This window comes from Sphingomonas hengshuiensis (assembly GCF_000935025.1).
Lineage (GTDB): Bacteria > Pseudomonadota > Alphaproteobacteria > Sphingomonadales > Sphingomonadaceae > Sphingomonas > Sphingomonas hengshuiensis.
In genome coordinates this window covers 5,104,306-5,121,378 of record NZ_CP010836.1, presented here as the reverse complement: position 1 = coordinate 5,121,378, position 17,073 = coordinate 5,104,306, and the positions used below count along the sequence as shown (strand labels likewise).

The 17,073-nt window shown below is 66.0% G+C and carries 12 protein-coding genes; 5 read left to right on the top strand and 7 right to left on the bottom strand.

The window, feature by feature from the left end; all coding sequences use genetic code 11:
* Positions 1 to 299 precede the first annotated feature (299 nt).
* The 3 genes from TS85_RS23360 to uvrB form a co-directional block, all read right to left on the bottom strand.
* Complete coding sequence (locus TS85_RS23360; protein WP_227698597.1) at positions 300 to 866, bottom strand: hypothetical protein; 567 nt, start codon at positions 864 to 866, stop codon at positions 300 to 302.
* 27 nt (positions 867 to 893) lie between these two features.
* Positions 894 to 1,322: a hemerythrin domain-containing protein gene (locus TS85_RS23355; protein WP_052508078.1), complete on the bottom strand. Its 429-nt coding sequence runs from the start codon at positions 1,320 to 1,322 to the stop codon at positions 894 to 896.
* A 113-nt stretch (positions 1,323 to 1,435) separates the two neighbouring features.
* Positions 1,436 to 3,631: an excinuclease ABC subunit UvrB gene (gene uvrB, locus TS85_RS23350; RefSeq protein ID WP_044335471.1), complete on the bottom strand. Its 2,196-nt coding sequence runs from the start codon at positions 3,629 to 3,631 to the stop codon at positions 1,436 to 1,438.
* Between the two features lie 54 nt (positions 3,632 to 3,685).
* On the opposite strand from uvrB, the gene TS85_RS23345 reads away from it, so the two are divergent.
* Complete coding sequence (locus TS85_RS23345; protein ID WP_044335470.1) at positions 3,686 to 4,258, top strand: DUF3617 domain-containing protein; 573 nt, start codon at positions 3,686 to 3,688, stop codon at positions 4,256 to 4,258.
* Here the strand turns inward: TS85_RS23345 and TS85_RS23340 are convergent, their stop codons facing one another.
* Both TS85_RS23340 and TS85_RS23335 read right to left on the bottom strand, forming a co-directional pair.
* On the bottom strand, positions 4,259 to 4,720 hold the full coding sequence (locus TS85_RS23340; RefSeq protein ID WP_044335468.1) for a hypothetical protein: 462 nt from the start codon (positions 4,718 to 4,720) through the stop codon (positions 4,259 to 4,261).
* A gap of 88 nt (positions 4,721 to 4,808) precedes the next feature.
* Positions 4,809 to 5,984: an MBL fold metallo-hydrolase gene (locus tag TS85_RS23335; protein ID WP_044335466.1), complete on the bottom strand. Its 1,176-nt coding sequence runs from the start codon at positions 5,982 to 5,984 to the stop codon at positions 4,809 to 4,811.
* A gap of 73 nt (positions 5,985 to 6,057) precedes the next feature.
* Here TS85_RS23335 and ligA point away from each other — a divergent pair, with 73 nt between their 5' ends.
* From ligA to TS85_RS23315, 4 genes are all read left to right on the top strand, one after another.
* Complete coding sequence (ligA, locus tag TS85_RS23330) at positions 6,058 to 8,184, top strand: NAD-dependent DNA ligase LigA (RefSeq protein ID WP_044335464.1); 2,127 nt, start codon at positions 6,058 to 6,060, stop codon at positions 8,182 to 8,184.
* Between the two features lie 169 nt (positions 8,185 to 8,353).
* A complete protein-coding gene (locus TS85_RS23325) occupies positions 8,354 to 11,116 on the top strand; it encodes a TonB-dependent receptor (RefSeq protein WP_044335463.1) in 2,763 nt (920 codons plus the stop codon).
* Positions 11,117 to 11,266: 150 nt separating this feature from the next.
* Positions 11,267 to 12,373 carry a sensor histidine kinase gene (locus TS85_RS23320; RefSeq protein ID WP_044336911.1) on the top strand — a complete coding sequence of 369 codons (1,107 nt, stop codon included), beginning with the start codon at positions 11,267 to 11,269 and terminating at the stop codon, positions 12,371 to 12,373.
* Positions 12,370 to 13,176 carry a LytR/AlgR family response regulator transcription factor gene (locus TS85_RS23315; RefSeq protein WP_044335461.1) on the top strand — a complete coding sequence of 269 codons (807 nt, stop codon included), beginning with the start codon at positions 12,370 to 12,372 and terminating at the stop codon, positions 13,174 to 13,176. The genes TS85_RS23320 and TS85_RS23315 overlap by 4 nt, the downstream gene beginning before the upstream one ends.
* Before the next feature lie 91 nt (positions 13,177 to 13,267).
* Here the strand turns inward: TS85_RS23315 and metH are convergent, their stop codons facing one another.
* Positions 13,268 to 15,871, bottom strand: coding sequence for a methionine synthase (gene metH / locus TS85_RS23310; RefSeq protein ID WP_044336909.1), 2,604 nt, complete (start codon positions 15,869 to 15,871; stop codon positions 13,268 to 13,270).
* A 96-nt stretch (positions 15,872 to 15,967) separates the two neighbouring features.
* Positions 15,968 to 17,014: a homocysteine S-methyltransferase family protein gene (locus TS85_RS23305; RefSeq protein ID WP_044336907.1), complete on the bottom strand. Its 1,047-nt coding sequence runs from the start codon at positions 17,012 to 17,014 to the stop codon at positions 15,968 to 15,970.
* Positions 17,015 to 17,073 lie beyond the last annotated feature (59 nt).

Below are 17,073 nucleotides of genomic sequence, written 5' to 3'. Positions count from 1 at the left end.
TTGGCAGGACGCCGGCAAGCGTTGGCTGGAGGAGAATACCTCCCGCTTGCCTCTCGGACGGAGGGCTTCCGTCCGCGCGTCTCGCTTAGCGGCGCGTCTCCCGAACGAACTGAACCGACCCCATTGCTGAACCATGAGACATCGGATCACCTCCTTTCGCTAGTTGAAGAGCACGTGCCCATCGGCACAGCATCTTATTGAATCAACGCGAGTCGCAGAACAAGTCTTGTTTTACGCAAAAGATGGTGCGAGTCTCATAGGTCTGTGCTGCGCCGCACGGTGGTCGCGACGCGCGGGAATCAGCCGCGGCAATCCTCGGCAACGCGCAGGATTTCGGGCCAGGCCGGCACCACCAGCGGCGGCTGTCCCCCACCCTCCACCACGAAACGCCCTCGGCTATAGCCCATCGCGTCCAGAGCGGGATCGCGCACCGGCAGTTCGATCGCGAGATACGCGGCGCCCGCCGGTGTCATCGCCCATGTCCGCATCATGCTGCTGGTTCGAAGCGTGAAGCTGGTCGCCACCGGCACCGCCGCAAGCCGCGACACATAGATACGGCCGCGCTGCCGGTCGCAGCGCAGGGTCAGCGCTGCGTCCTGCCCCGCGATGCCGAACAGCGCGATGCTCCCGCGCGCGTCGCGGCGATACGCCCAATCGCCCGGCGTCAGCGGCCAGTCGCGCCAATCGGCGGGAAGCACGGGGGCGGGCGGCGGTGGCGGCGGCGCTGGCACCGGGACCGGCACCGGCTGCGCGGGCGGCGTCGCCTCGGGAACAGCGGCGCAGCCGGCAAGGGCGAGCAGGACGGTGACGGAGAGGATGCGGCGCATCGCGGCCTTATGGGCGAACCGCTCCCCCCGCTCAACCATGCAGCGGGAGAATGTGGGCGCGGCGGGTCAGGCCGCTTTGCGACGCGCGAAGACGCGTTCGGCCTCGGCAAACAGGATCGTTTCCTCGCTCTCGATCCGATCGAGCATCCGGGCGAGCATCGCGCGGGTCTCTGCGCAAAACAGCGGCCACTCGCTTGCCATCCGCCCGACCGACCATTGCGCGATATAGGTCGCGAATGCGGCGCTCAGCGCGCCATGCTCCTGGCGCTGCGCCCAGGCGGTTCGCGTCGCGGCGACATCGCCGGAGGCGAGCAGGACATCGTAGATCGCATAATCCTCGCCCGCGCAATGATCGCGCAGCGTCTGCGCAAAGCCCCAACGCAATGCCGCGACCGACGCCGGATCGGGGATTTCGAGCGCAACGACGTCGAGCAACATCCGCGCCTGGCGCTCCAGTTCGCGGTGCTCCGCGCAGAATTCCGTGATCGACGCCATAGCTACTCCGGTACGCAAGCGCCCCTTGCAAGCATGGCATATCGTTCATGTCTCTACGTGAACTTCCGGTGATATAACCGCACAGCGGTTAAATTCTGCGACGGCAGGCGTCGTCAGCTTCGTCGCGGGCCGCCCATCCGCGTCTTGCTCTGCTTCCCGTACCGCCCCTTGCGCGTCCCCGGCTTGCCCTCATTGCTCCGCCCCATCACCGGCGCCTTGTGCTCGCCCGCCGGCAGCCCAAGCTCCTCCGCCTCCAGCGCGCGGATTTCGTCGCGCAGGCGACCGGCTTCCTCGAACTCCAGGTTCGCGGCGGCGTCGCGCATCTTCTTCTCGAGCGATTCGATATAGGCGCGCAGATTATGGCCGACCATGTGCGGGCGGTTCTCGTCGATCTCGATCGTCACGCCGTCCTTCGACGCGACATGCGCGATGATGTCGCCGATATTGCGCTTGATGGTCGTCGGCGTGATGCCGTGCTCGGCGTTATACGCTTCCTGCTTCTCGCGGCGGCGGCTCGTCTCTGCCAGCGCGCGTTCCATGCTGCCGGTCACGCGATCGGCATAGAGGATCACCCGCCCCTCGACGTTGCGCGCCGCGCGGCCGATCGTCTGGATCAGCGACGTCTCCGACCGCAGGAACCCTTCCTTGTCGGCGTCGAGGATCGCCACCAGCCCGCATTCGGGGATGTCGAGCCCCTCGCGCAACAGGTTGATCCCGATCAGCACGTCATACACGCCCAGCCGCAGGTCGCGGATCAGCTCGATCCGCTCCAGCGTCTCGGTATCCGAATGCATGTAGCGGCACTTCACCCCCGCCTCGTGCATATATTCGGTCAGATCCTCGGCCATCCGCTTGGTCAGCGTGGTGACGAGCGTGCGATAGCCCATCGCGGTCGTCTTCATGCATTCCTGGATCAGGTCCTGCACCTGTTCCTCGACCGGCTTGATCTCCACCGGCGGGTCGATCAGCCCGGTGGGGCGGATCACCTGCTCGACGAACACCCCGCCGGTCTGCTCCATTTCCCATCCGCCCGGCGTCGCGGAGACATAGGTGGTCTGGGGGCGCATCGCGTCCCATTCGTTGAAGCGCAACGGGCGGTTGTCGATCGCCGAGGGCAGGCGGAAGCCATATTCGGCCAGCGTGATCTTGCGCTTGTGGTCGCCGCGCGACATGCCGTTGATCTGGCCGATCGTCTGGTGGCTCTCGTCGACGAACAGCAGCGCATTCTCGGGCAGATATTCGAACAAGGTGGGCGGCGGTTCGCCGGGCAGCCGCCCGGTGAGGAAGCGGCTGTAATTCTCGATCCCGGCACAACTCCCCGTCGCCGCGATCATCTCCAGGTCGAAATTGGTCCGCTGCTCCAGCCGCTGATGCTCGAGCAGCTTGCCCTCCGCCTCCAGCTCCTTGAGCCGCTCGGTCAGCTCGTGGCGGATGCCCTCCATCGCCTGTTTCAGCGTCGGGCCGGGCGTCACATAATGGCTGTTCGCATAGACGCGGATGTAATCGAGGCTCGCGACCTTGCTGCCGGTCAGCGGGTCGAACTCGGTAATCTCCTCGATATCGTCGCCGAAGAAGCTGATCCGCCAGGCGGTATCCTCATAATGCGACGGGAAAATCTCCAGGCTGTCGCCGCGTACGCGGAATGCGCCGCGGGTGAAGGCGGCGTCGTTGCGCTTATACTGGAGCGCGACCAGCTTGCGGATGATTTCGCGCTGGTCGGCGACCTGGCCTTTCTTCAGGTCGAAGATCATCGCCGAATAGGTCTCGACCGAGCCGATGCCGTACAGGCACGATACCGACGCGACGATGATCACGTCGTCGCGCTCGAGCAAGGACCGAGTGGCGCTGTGCCGCATCCGGTCGATCGCTTCGTTTACCGAGCTTTCCTTCTCGATGTACGTGTCGGACCGCGGCACATAGGCCTCGGGCTGGTAATAGTCGTAATAGCTGACGAAATATTCGACTGCGTTCTCGGGAAAGAAGCTCTTGAACTCGCCGTACAGCTGCGCCGCCAGGATCTTGTTCGGCGCGAGGATCAGCGCGGGGCGCTGCAATTCCTCGATCACCTTGGCGACGGTATAGGTCTTGCCCGAGCCGGTGACGCCGAGCAGCACCTGGTCGCGCTCGCCGGCAAGCGCCTGCTGGACCAGTTCGGGGATCGCGAAACGCTGGTCGCCCGAGGGTTCATAGTCGCTGACCAGCTTGAACGGTCGCCCGCCCTCGACCTTTTGCGGCCGCTGCGGGCGGTGCGGGACAAAGGTGTCGCCGGTGTCGGGCTCGGCCAGGTTGGTGCGAATCTGAATTGCCATCGCAGGCAATATGGGGTGTGAGCGACCCGGCGAAAAGCTTTGAGGATGGGATAGATGCGTCGAATTCTGCTGGTTGCCGCGGCGGCCCTGCCGCTGGGCGGATGCCAGTCGGCTGCGGAGAAGCAGGCGGCGGAGACAGGCGAGATCCACGCGACCGATGTCGACAGCGCACAAGTGACGCGGCTGATGAAGGCGGCGCGCGAAAAGACCGCGCTCAAGCCCGGCCTGTGGCGGCTCCAGATCGCGATCCAGTCCGCCGAACTCGGCGATGTTTCGCCCGACGTCCGCGCCGCGCAGGACGAGGCGATCCGGAAACAGGCACGCGACACCACGGCATGCCGGACCGAGAAGGAGTTGAAGCCGCTCGACCTCGAGCAGCTGGAAAAGGCGGCGGGGACGTGCCGCTTCGCGCGCTATGAACTCGCAGGCGGCAGGATCGACGCCGACATCACCTGCAAGAAGGAAGGCGCGCCCGCGACGCACATCCGGGCGGCGGGCACCAGTTCGCCGACCGGGTTCGACATCCTGCTCTCGCAGCAGAACGGGCTGAAGGGACAGCCGGGCTATCTGGCGTTCAAGGTCCAGGCGACGGGCAAGCGGCTGGGCGAATGCGCCGCTGCGGGGTGATCAGAGCTGGCGGCGATACGCGATCCGCCACATCACCAACCCGATCGACGCGGCGATAAGCGCCAGAACCCCGCTCGTCGCGAGTGCGCTGAGCCACCGGAAGATCCAGGCGCGCTCGTCCATCGCCGGCATTTCGAACAGGCCGAAGCCATAGGTCTGCGCACCGACGAAAATCGCGAGCGCAGTGACTGCGCCGACCAGCGCGGCGTGGCCGGGGCGGCGCAGTCCGGCAACGTGCATCACCAGCCATAGCGGCCCCGCCACCGCGGTAATCGCGATGCCACCGAAGATGCTGCCGAGCAGCGCGCCGGTCACCAGCGTCGCGGGCTCGGTCCGGCCACCCAGCGCGATCAGGCCGGTGGCGATCAGGCCCAGCAACACGCTACCCACGGCCAGAGCCAGTCCGGCGCGGTCGAGCGTAGTGTCATAGCGGCGCGGCAGCCGCGCGGCGCGTAGGTCCATCGGTTCCAGGGCTCCCCTCCCGTGCCGCGACCATATCCCGGTCGCGCGCGCGCCTCAAGCGGGCACCGGCACGCGTCGCCGCACGCCGTCAGCGCAGCGCGTCGAACCTGCCCGCCTGCACGCACGCATCGATCGCCCCCATGTTCGCAACCGGCGGCTGCCCCGCCAACGGGACCTCCACTTGCTGCCCGACCGGCACCGCGCGAAAGCGGGACGGATCACTTCCCGCGCAGGCCAGCATCCCGCGCAGCATGCGCGGCGGCGTGGCATAGCCTTCGCGCGACAGGCGGAAGGTGCCCCAGTGGATCGGCAAGGCGAAGGGGCGCCCCAGCCCGTCCCACACCCGGATCGCGTCGCGCGGCCCGATATGGCTGCCGATCGCCATCTGCCCTTCCTCGAAGCGGAAGGCGCCGATCGGGAGTGCCGCGAACCGGATCGGCCCCAGCGCCGCCGCCTCGGCGGGCCATTTGCCGTCGCCAAGCCCCGTGTCGCCGGCGAAGAAGATGTTGCCGCCGGGCAGGCGCACTACGAAACTGGACCACAGCGCCCGGTTCCGGTCGGCGAACCAGCGGCTGCCCCAATGATGGTTGCGCGTCACCGCCACGTCGATGCCGGGGCGCAGGCGAAGCCGCTGTCCCCAATCCAGCGCGACGCTCGGCACGCCCGCCTGCGCGATCACGCTGTCATTGCCGAGCGATGTGACGATCCGGGGACGGTCGCGGTCCCACAGCCGCTTGAGCGTCGCCAGTTCCATATGGTCGTAATGGTTGTGGCTGACGACCACCAAATCGATCGGCGGCAAATCGTCGAAGCGCACGCCGGGCTCGGCAACCCGTCGCGGGCCGATGCCAAAGGGTCCGGCACGCTCGCCCCATACCGGATCGGTCAGGATGTTGATCCCGCTCGTCTGGATCAGAACGCTGGCATGGCCGATCCAGGTCACGAGCATCCGCGCGCCCTCCACCCGCGCCGGGGGCCGGCTGGGGCTGACGGCCACGCGCTCCGGCCAGTTGGGGCGCGTGGCATCGCCAAAGACCTGCGCCGCGATCATCCGGGTGCGGCTTCTCGGGCCGTGCGTCACCAGCCGATCGTCGTCGCCATCGGGATTGAAGAAATGCGCGCCGTCGAAATGCCCGCTCACCGGACCGCGATAATAGATGCGATCCAGGAAATGCGGCGCCACCGTCACCGTCAGGCACAGCCCCACGATCGACCAGAGCAGGACCGCCAGTCCCCAGCGAATCCCCGTCTTGATCCTTGCCATGTGCCGCATGTCGGCGTGCAGGGCCGTGCAATCAAGCTTGATCCGCCCCCACCCCCTCCCCTAACCCGGCGCGATGACAGCCGATCTGCCCCGGACCCAGGAAGAAGCCGCCGCCGAGCTGGCGCGGCTCGCCACCGAGATCGCGCACCATAATGCGCGCTACCACACAGACGACGCGCCCGAGATCAGCGACGCCGAGTTCGACGCGCTGGTCCGCCGCAACGCCGCGATCGAGGCGGCCTTCCCCGATCTGGTCCGCGCCGACTCGCCCGCACGACAGGTGGGCGCGGCGCCCGCCGGGCATCTTGCCAAGGTCGCGCATGCCCGCCCGATGCTCAGCCTCGACAATGCATTTTCGGATGCCGAGGTGCTGGAATTCGTGATCCGCGTCCGCCGCTTCCTGTCGCTGAGCGAGGAAGAGCGCGTCGCGCTGACCGCCGAGCCCAAGATCGACGGGCTGTCCTGCTCGCTGCGCTATGAGAACCGCGTGCTGGTGCTCGCCGCCACGCGCGGCGATGGTCAGGTGGGGGAGAATGTCACCGCGAACGTCCGCACCATCGCCGACATCCCCCAGACGCTGCCCGACGACGCCCCCGATCTGTTCGAGGTGCGCGGCGAAGTCTATATGGCGAAGGCCGATTTCGTCGCGCTCAACGCGCGGCTGCTGGCCGAGGCAGTCGACCCGGCAACCGCGCGCCAGTTCGCCAATCCGCGCAACGCCGCGGCCGGATCGCTGCGCCAGAAGGACCCGGAGGTAACGCGGTCGCGCCCCTTACGCTTCCTCGCTTATGGCTGGGGCGAGGCGGCGGCGCTGCCCGCCGAAACGCAGTTCGGAGTGATGCAGGCGATTGCGGGCTGGGGCTTTCCGGTCTCGCCGCTGCTGGTCGATTGCGTCCAGGTCGAGCCCGCGCTGGCGCAGTATCGCCGGATCGAGGTGCAGCGCGCCGACCTGCCCTATGATATCGACGGCGTGGTCTATAAGGTCGACCGGATCGACTGGCAGGCGCGGCTGGGCTTTGTCGGGCGCGCCCCGCGCTGGGGCCTGGCGCATAAATTCCCCGCCGAGCGCGCGCAGACGACGCTCAACGACATCGAGATCCAGGTCGGGCGCACCGGCAAGCTGACTCCGGTCGCAAAGCTCGAGCCGGTGACCGTCGGCGGCGTCGTGGTGCGCAACGCGACGCTGCACAATGCCGACGAGATCGAACGGCTTGGGGTGCGCCCGGGCGACCGTGTGGTGCTCCAGCGCGCGGGCGACGTGATCCCGCAGATCGTCGAGAATCTGACCCGCGACGCCGCACGCGCGCCCTGGGCCTTTCCCACCCACTGCCCCGAATGCGGATCGATGGCGGATCGCGCGCCCGACGAAGTCGATTTCCGCTGCACCGGCGGGCTGATCTGCCCCGCGCAGCGCGTCGAGCGGCTGCGCCATTTCGTGTCGCGCCACGCGCTCGACATCGATGGGCTCGGGCTGGTGCATATCGAGAGCTTTTTCCGCGACGGGCTGGTGCGCACGCCCGCGGACATTTTCCGCCTGACGCGCGAACAGTTGCTGGGCCGCGAACGCTGGGCGGAGCTTTCGGCGACCAACCTGATCGCGGCGATCGATGCGCGCCGCGCCCCGCCGCTCGATCGCTTCCTGTTCGCGCTCGGCATCCGCCATGTCGGCGAGATCACCGCGCGCGATCTTGCGCGGCGCTATCGCAGCTGGGATGCGTTCCGGGCGATGATCGATCGCGCACTGGCGGTCCGCGCGGCGGCGGCGGCCGCGATCGGCGAGACCGACGAGAAGTTCCGCACCCGGCTGGCGAAGGAACTGGCCGCCGTCGTCGAGACCGCACAGGTCGGCCCCGAAGTCGCGTTCGCGCTGGTCGACTTCTTCGCCGAGCCGCACAACGCCGATGCCGTCGCCGATCTGCTCGGCCAGGTGGCCCCCGCCGACCTGGTGCATGAGACCCGCGACTCGGAAGTGTCGGGCAAGACGCTGGTATTTACCGGCAGCCTCGAGTCGCTCAGCCGCGACGAAGCCAAGGCGCAGGCCGAATTGCTCGGCGCGCGCGTCGCCGGATCGGTATCGGCGAAAACCGACCTGGTAATCGCCGGCCCCGGCGCCGGATCGAAGCTGAAAAAGGCCGCAGAGCTGGGGATTCCGGTGATTACCGAGGCCGATTGGGCGGAGATTGTCGCCGCGGCGCAGTGATGCTTTTTTGCAACGCACAAAACTGAATCGCAGATGAACAGGGGGCTCATCGCAGCGCCCGATTGACTGTCATGGCTCCGACATAAATGACACGCAAGGGCGGCGGAGACGGTGAACCGCACCGCTGTGATTACGTGCATCAGGGATGCACACGCAAGGGGACTACCAAATGCGCAACAAGCTTTATGCAGGCGTGGCTTTTGCCGCGCTGATCCTCCCGGCGAGCGCCTATGCGCAGTCGACGGGTTCGGTGGATTTCGAAGAAGGCGCCGAGATCGTCGTCACGGGCGCCCGTGCCGATAACGGCGTCAACGGCATCGTCGTTCCCGACACGTCCAAGTCGCGCGGCGTGCTGACGTCGGAGTTCATCAACCGCCAGTCGCCCGGCCAGTCGGTCAACGAAATCATCAACCAGCTTCCGGGCGTCAGCTATCAGAGCAACGATCCCTATGGTTCGTCGGGCGGCTCGCTCAACATCCGCGGCTTCGACTCGACGCGCATCAGCCAGACCTTCGACGGCGTTCCGCTGAACGACTCGGGCGGCTATGCGATCTACGGCAACCAGCAGCTCGACCCCGAGCTGATCGAGCAGGTCAACGTCAACTTCGGCTCGACCGACGTCGACAGCCCGACCGCGTCGGCCACCGGTTCGACGGTCAATTATCGCTCGATCGTCCCGACCGAGGATTTCGGCGTCAAGCTGGTCGGCTCGGCCGGCGACTTCGGCTTCTTCCGCGTGTTCGGCCTGGTCAACACCGGCGAGTTCGGCCCGTTCGGCACCCGCGCCTGGTTCGCGGGCAGCACGACGCGCAACCATTCGCCGTTCAACAAAGAATCGCAGATCGAGAAGCAGCAGTATAACGCCCGCATCTATCAGACGCTGGGCAGCAACGGCGACTTCATCTCGCTTGCCGGCCACTACAATGAGAACCGCAACAACTTCCAGGGCTCGGTGCCGCTGCGCTGGACCGTTCCCGGCACCGCCGGCGGCGGCACGGTCGGCCCGAACTCGTCGAACCGCTTCCCGCTGACCCGCGACGAAGCATCCTACACCGTCCCGGCATGCCAGACCAACCAGGTCACCGGCGCCGGCGCGCAGGCTGCAAATAGCTGCGGCTCGATCTTCGACGAGCGCTACAATCCGTCGAACACCGGCAACATCCGCGGCGCATCGCGCTTCACGCTGATGGACGGCCTCGTCCTCTCGGTCGATCCGAGCTACCAGTATGTGAAGGCAAACGGCGGCGGCACCGTCGTCGCGCAGGAAGCGCGCCGCGACGTCAATCCCTCGGGCGGCAATGCGAACTGCAACACCACCGCCAACAGCGCGACGGTGAGCTGCCAGTCGGGCTATATCGGCGGCACCCCCTATTTCGGTCGTGACCTCAACGGCGACGGCGATCTGCTCGACACCGTCCGGCTGCTCGCACCGAGCCAGACCCAGACGCAGCGCATCGGCGTGATCTCGTCGCTGCGCTACGACATCACCCCCGACCAGAGCATCCGCCTCGCCTACACCTATGACCGTGCGCGTCACCGTCAGACGGGCGAGACCGGCTATCTCCAGCTCAACGGCAAGCCCTACGACGTCTTCCCGGTCAATGACCCGGTCGCCGACGTAAACGGTCGCGTCCTCCAGAAGCGCGATCGCCTGTCGTTCGCGATCCTGCACCAGGTCGCTGCCGAATATCGCGGTTCGTTCTTCGACGACACCTTCCGCGTCAACGGCGGCATCCGCGCTCCGTTCTTCCGTCGCAACCTGACCAACTATTGCGCCACGTCGAGCGCGGCGGGCTTCGTCGAATGCTTCGGCAGCGACACGACCGCACAGGCCGCCTGGCTCGCCGCGAACCCGACCCAGACGGTCGTGGCGAGCGTCGCGGCCGCAAACGGCGCGACCTGCGTCGGCACGGTCTGCACCTTCCCGACCCAGGGACCGCAGCAGCGCATCTTCAACTACAAGAAGATCCTGCCGAACGTCGGCTACACCTGGTCGCTGACGCAGCAGGTCGATGTGTTCGGCAATTATTCGAAGGGTCTGCAGGTTCCGGGTACGGATAACCTGTACAACTCCTTCTACTTCGTGAAGGGCACCGCCTCGGCGAACCCCAAGCCGGAAACCTCGGACAATTTCGACCTGGGCATCCGCTATCGTTCGTCGACGCTCCAGCTGCAGCTCTCGGGCTGGTACACCGACTATCAGAACCGCCTTGCGCAGTCCTATGACCCCGATCTGGACAAGTCGGTCTATCGCAACCTGGGCGCGGTCAAGAAGTACGGCGTCGACGGCACGATCGCCTATTCGCCGGTTCGCCAGCTGAGCGTCTATGCCTTTGGTTCGTATCTCCACTCGGAGATCCAGAACGACGTCGAAATCGGTCGCACCACGGTGGCCGGCCCGCTCGGCCCCGTCGGCTCGATTATCTATGCCCCGACCGCCGGCAAGCGCGAAGCCAATGCGCCGGAATACACCTTCGGCGGCGGCGCGACGGTCGATCTCGATTACTTCAGCGTCGGCTTCAACGCCAAGCGCACCGGCCCGCGCTATCTGTACGACACCAACGAGCCGGTCCGTGCGATCATCGCCACGGGCACCGGGGCGAGCACCGTGTACAACCAGTATACGGTGTACGGGAACAAGACCCCGGCCTATACCCAGATCAATATCGATGCACGCGTGCCGCTCGGCTGGGCCGGTCTCAACGACCAGACCTATTTCCAGCTCAACGTGCTCAACGTCTGGAACACGCTGTGGGTTGGCAGCGTCAACAGCGGCAACGGTTCGCTGAACCAGGGCCCGACCTATTGCGGCAGCTCGAACGGCAATTGCCGCGTTGGCCAGGGCGTTGACATCGTCAGCTATGGCAGCGCGCTGAACAGCCAGATCGGCTATCCGCGCACGTTCATGGGCACGCTGGTCGTCGGCTTCTAAGCCTTCGCACCAAGCCCCTACGAAGCCGCCGCCCCAGCGATGGGGCGGCGGTTTTCGTTTGTGCGGCGAACACCGCCCCTCTTTGCCCCGCCCCGCCGCCGGTGGTAGAGGAGCCGCGTGGCAAAGGCAGTGGACCCCGCGCGGCGCTTGATGCCGCGGACGATGACAAGGCCGGGGCGGCTCGCGCGCCCCTTTTTCGAGGACAAGAGTCGCGCCTTCTGGATGCTCCAGGCGGGGGGGTGGAGCGGCTATCTGCTGCTGCGCACCGTCTCGAGCATTTCGAACGGGCTGTCGGTCGAAGGGGTGATCAAGTCGATCATCGAGGCGATCGTCGGCTATTGCCTGACGCTGCTGATGTCATCGCTCTATGGCTATTACCGGCGCTTCCCGCGTATCCCGGCGGTCCTGCTGACGCTCGGCACGCTGGGGATCGCCACGCTGATCTATGCGACGCTGGAGGCGTTCACCTTCTCGTTCACCGCGGCCGAGCCGGGGATCACCCTCACCCGCGTGCTGGGCTATACCTTCCTCACCTTCACCGTCCTCGCGGGCTGGTCGGCGCTGTATTTCGGGATCAACTTCTACCTGATCGTCGAGCAGCAGATCGATCAGATGCAGGTTCTGGAGAATCAGGCGTCGAGCGCGCAGCTCGCGATGCTGCGCTACCAGCTCAACCCGCATTTCCTGTTCAACACGCTCAATTCGATCTCGACGCTGGTGCTGCTCAAACAGACCGAGCGCGCGAACGTGATGCTCAGCCGCCTGTCCTCGTTCCTGCGCTACACGCTGGCGAACGAGCCGACCGCGCATGTCACGCTCGCGCAGGAGGTCGAGACGCTCCAGCTCTATCTGGAGATCGAGAAGATGCGCTTCGACGCGCGGCTGCGTCCGCATTTCGCCATCGACCCGCGCTGCGCCAAGGCACGGTTGCCGTCGCTGCTGCTCCAGCCCTTGGTCGAAAACGCGATTAAATATGCGGTAACGCCGCAGGAAGAGGGGGCCGACATCACCGTCACCGCTCGGCTCGCCGGAGAACGGGTGCAGATCAGCGTATCCGACACCGGTCCGGGATTGATCGAAGCGCGCCCGAGGCCGACCCTTTCAACCGGCGTGGGGCTCGCCAATATCAAGGAGCGATTGGCGCAGGCTTTCGGGCCTGACCATCGTTTTGAGACGCGCGCGGACCCGGGGCAGGGGTTCAGCGTTGAGATAGAAATCCCGTTCCAACTCGAGGAACCGAACCGAGAGGCCGCATGACAATCCGTACCATCCTCGTCGACGACGAACCCCTGGCGATCCAGGGACTGGAACTCCGGCTCCAGGAGCACGAGGATGTCGAAATCATCGACAAATGCTCCAACGGCCGCGAAGCCATTCGCGCGATCAAGACCCACAAACCCGACCTCGTCTTCCTCGACATCCAGATGCCCGGCTTTGACGGCTTCTCGGTGGTCCAGGGGCTGATGGAAGTCGAACCGCCGCTCTTCGTCTTCGTCACCGCCTATTCCGACCACGCGATCCGCGCGTTCGAGGCACAGGCGATGGACTATCTGATGAAGCCGGTCGAACCCGCCCGGCTGGCCGACACGCTCGACCGGGTCCGCCAGCGCCTTGCCGAGAAACGCGGCGTCGAGGAGGTGGAGAAGCTCAAGGAAGTCCTCGCCGAAGTCGCCCCCGATACCGCGGAGGAGATGGCGGGCACCGATGGCGGCAACGAAATGGCCGCCAACCGCTTCGAAAAGCTCATCAACATCAAGGATCGCGGCCAGATTTTCCGCGTCGATGTCGATACGATCGAGCGGATCGACGCGGCGGGCGATTACATGTGCATCTATACCGGCGACAACACGCTGATCTTGCGCGAAACGATGAAGGACCTCGAAAAGCGCCTCGACCCGCGCCGCTTCCAGCGGGTGCATCGCTCGACGATCGTCAACCTCGACCTGGTCAAGCAGGTCAAGCCGCACACCAATGGCGAATGCTTCCTGGTGCTCGATTCAGGCGCGCAGGTGAAGGTGTCGCGGTCGTACCGCGACGTGGTGGCGCGCTTCGTCCACTGAGGGCGCGGGACCGCCCGCCCCTCAATTCCTCCGTCACCCTCGTCCCGCTAAGACGAGGGTGACGGGAAGGAAGGGTAACGAGGGAGAATCCTCAGTCCAGATTGGGCCGTAAGTAGCGCTGCGCCAGCTCCAGGCTGATCCCGCGGCGAACGGCATATTCCTCCAGCTGGTCCTGCCCGATCCGCGCGACGCCGAAATATTCGGCCTGCGGATGCCCGAAATAGAACCCCGACACCGCCGCCGTCGGCAGCATCGCGAAGCTCTCGGTCAGCGAGATGCCGGTGCGGTGATGCGCGTCGAGCATCTTGAACAGGATCGGCTTCAGGCTGTGCTCGGGGCAGGCCGGATAGCCCGGCGCCGGGCGGATGCCGCGATATTGCTCCTTGATCAGCGCCTCGTTGGTGAGCTGCTCGCCCTCGGCATAGCCCCACAAGGCGGTGCGCACATAATGGTGCAGCCGCTCGGCAAAGGCCTCGGCCAGCCGGTCGGCCAGCGCCTTGAGCAAAATGTCCGAATAATCGTCGATCGCCGCCTTGAACTTCGCGAGATGCGGCTCGATTCCGTGGATGCCGACCGCGAACCCGCCGATCCAGTCGCCGTCATGGTCGATAAAGTCGGCGAGGCACATGTTTGCCCGCCCCTCGCGCTTGGCGATCTGCTGGCGGAGCATCGGGAGCGTGTAATGGACCTCGTCCTCGACATGGACGATGATGTCGTCGCCCTGCCGCCGGCACGGCCACAGCCCGACCACGCCGCGCGCGGTCAGCCATTTCTCGGCGATGATCCGGTCCAGCATCGCCTGCGCATCGGCGAACAGCGAGGTCGCGCTCTCGCCGACCACCTTGTCCTCGAGGATCGCAGGATAATTGCCCGCCAGCTCCCAGGCGCGGAAGAACGGCGTCCAGTCGATATATTGCCGCAGGTCGGCCAGGTCCCAGTCGAGAAAGTCATGCACGCCGGGGAGCCGCGGCTTGCCCGGCTTCAGGCTCATGTCCGCGTCGAAGCCATTGTCGCGCGCCTTGTCGAGCGGCACCAGCTCGCTCTGTCCGCGCCCGGCGCGCGCCTGGCGGACCTGCTCATATTCCTCGGCGACCTTGGCCACATAATCGTCGCGGATCGTGTCGGAGACGAGCGTCGTCGCCACGCCCACCGCGCGGCTGGCGTCGAGGACATGCACCACCGGCCCCTTATAGGCGGGCTCGATGCGCAGCGCGGTATGTACCCGGCTCGTGGTCGCGCCGCCGATCAGCAGCGGCATCGTCATGCCCGAACGCTGCATTTCCTCGGCCACGGTCACCATCTCGTCGAGGCTCGGCGTGATCAGCCCCGACAGCCCGATCATGTCGGCGTCATTCTCGTTCGCCGCCTCGATGATCTTGGACCAGGGCACCATCACCCCCAGGTCGACCACGTCGAAGCCGTTGCACTGGAGGACCACGCCGACGATGTTCTTGCCGATGTCATGGACGTCGCCCTTGACGGTCGCCATGATGATCTTGCCCTTGCCCTTGGCGCCCTCTTCCTTCGCCGCCTCGATATAGGGGAGGAGGTGCGCGACGGCCTTCTTCATCACGCGCGCCGACTTCACCACCTGCGGCAGGAACATCTTGCCCGATCCGAACAGGTCGCCGACGACGTTCATCCCGTCCATCAGCGGCCCCTCGATCACTTCGATCGGGCGCGGGAAGGCGAGGCGGCATTCCTCGGTATCCTCGACGACATACATGTCGATGCCCTTGACCAGCGCATGCTCCAGCCGCCGCGCGACCGGCCAGCCGCGCCACTCGGCGGCCTGCTTCTCGGCCACGGCATCGGTGCCGCGAAACTTCTCGGCAAGTGCTACCAGCCGGTCGCCCGCCTCGGGATCGCGATTGAGGATCACATCCTCGCAAGCAGTGCGCAGCTCGGGCTCGATCTGGTCGTAAATGTCGAGCTGGCCGGCATTGACGATCGCCATGTCCATCCCCGCGGGGATCGCGTGGTAGAGGAACACCGAATGCATCGCCTTGCGCACGGCCTCGTTGCCGCGAAAGCTGAAGCTCAGGTTCGACAGCCCGCCCGAGATATGGACATGCGGACAGCGCGCCTTGATCTCGCGCGTCGCCTCGATGAAGTCGACGCCGTAGTTGTTATGCTCCTCGATCCCCGTCGCGACCGCGAAGACATTGGGATCGAAGATGATGTCCTCGGGCGGGAAGCCGATCTCCATCAGCAGCTGGTAGGCGCGCTCGCAGATTTCGATCTTGCGCTCCTTGGTGTCGGCCTGGCCCTTCTCGTCGAACGCCATCACCACCACCGCGGCGCCGTACGCCATGCATTTGCGGGCATGGTCGAGGAACTGGTCGACGCCTTCCTTCATGCTGATCGAATTGACGATCGGCTTGCCCGACACGCATTTCAGCCCCGCCTCGATCACCGACCATTTCGAGCTGTCGATCATCACCGGCACGCGGGCGATATCGGGCTCGGCGGCGATCAGCTTGAGGAAGGTGGTCATCGCGTAATGCGCGTCGAGCAGCCCCTCGTCCATATTGACGTCGACGACCTGCGCGCCATTCTCGACCTGCTGCCGCGCAACCTCGACCGCGCGGGTATAGTCCCCCGCCATGATCATCTTCTTGAACGCCGCGGAGCCCGTGACGTTGGTGCGCTCGCCGATATTGACGAAATTGGTGGAGGAGGCAGTGGTGGTCATGGTTTTTCCAATCGTCATCCCGGCGAAAGCCGGGACCGCGTGCCGCTAGCGCACGCTCAGTAACTGCGAGACCCCGGCCTTCGCCGGGCTTTTTGGTCAGGCCGCCATCGTAAACGGCTCCAGCCCCGCCAGCCGGGTCTGGACCGCAGGCACCGCGATCGCCCGCGCGGGCAAGCCCCGCACCACGCGCGCAATCTCGGCGATATGCGCGGGCGTCGATCCGCAGCAGCCGCCGAGCACATTGACCTGCCCCGCATCGGCCCATTCCTTGACCAGCGCGGCGGTAGTCGCCGGCGCCTCGTCATAGGCGCCCAGTTCGTTGGGCAGGCCGGCATTGGGATAGACCATGATCAGCGTGTCGCAGAGCGCGGAGAGCACCTTCACATGCGGGCGAAGCTGCTCGGCGCCGAACGAGCAGTTGAGCCCGATCGTCAGCGGCTTGGCATGCCGCACCGCGTGCCAGAACGCCTCGACCGTATGGCCCGACAGGTTGCGCCCCGACAAATCGGTCAGCGTCATCGACATCATGATCGGCAGATCGCGGCCCAGAGCGTTCGCCGCCTCGATCGACGCCATGATCCCCGCCTTGGCGTTGAGCGTGTCGAACACCGTCTCGATCAGGATGAAGTCCACCCCGCCCTCGACCAGCGCGTCGATCTGTTCGCGGTACACGTCCTTCAGATGGTCGAAATCGATCTCGCGATAGCCCGGGTCGTTGACGTCGGGGCTCAGCGACAGCGTCTTGTTGGTCGGCCCCAGCGCGCCCGCGACGAAGCGCGGGCGACCGTCGCGCGCCTGGAACTCGTCGGCGATGCTGCGCGCCAGCTTCGCGCTCTCGATATTGATCTCGCGCACCAGATGCTCGGCGCCATAATCGGCCTGGCTGATCCGGTTGGCGGAGAAGGTATTGGTCTCGGCAATATCCGCCCCCGCCTCGAAATAGGCACGGTGGATGCTCGCCGGCACCTCCGGCTTGGTCAGCGCGAGGATGTCGTTATTGCCCTTCTGGTCATGGCTCAGCCCGAGCGCGCCGGCATAATCCGCCTCGGACAGCTTCCAGTTCTGGATCTCGGTCCCGAACGCCCCGTCGGTGATCAGGATACGCCTGGCCGCCTCGGCCAGGAAAGTCTCGCGTGGTGTCATCATTCTCTTCCTCTCCCCCTGCCCGCTTGCGGGAGGGGGTTGGGGGGGGGGCCCCCGCC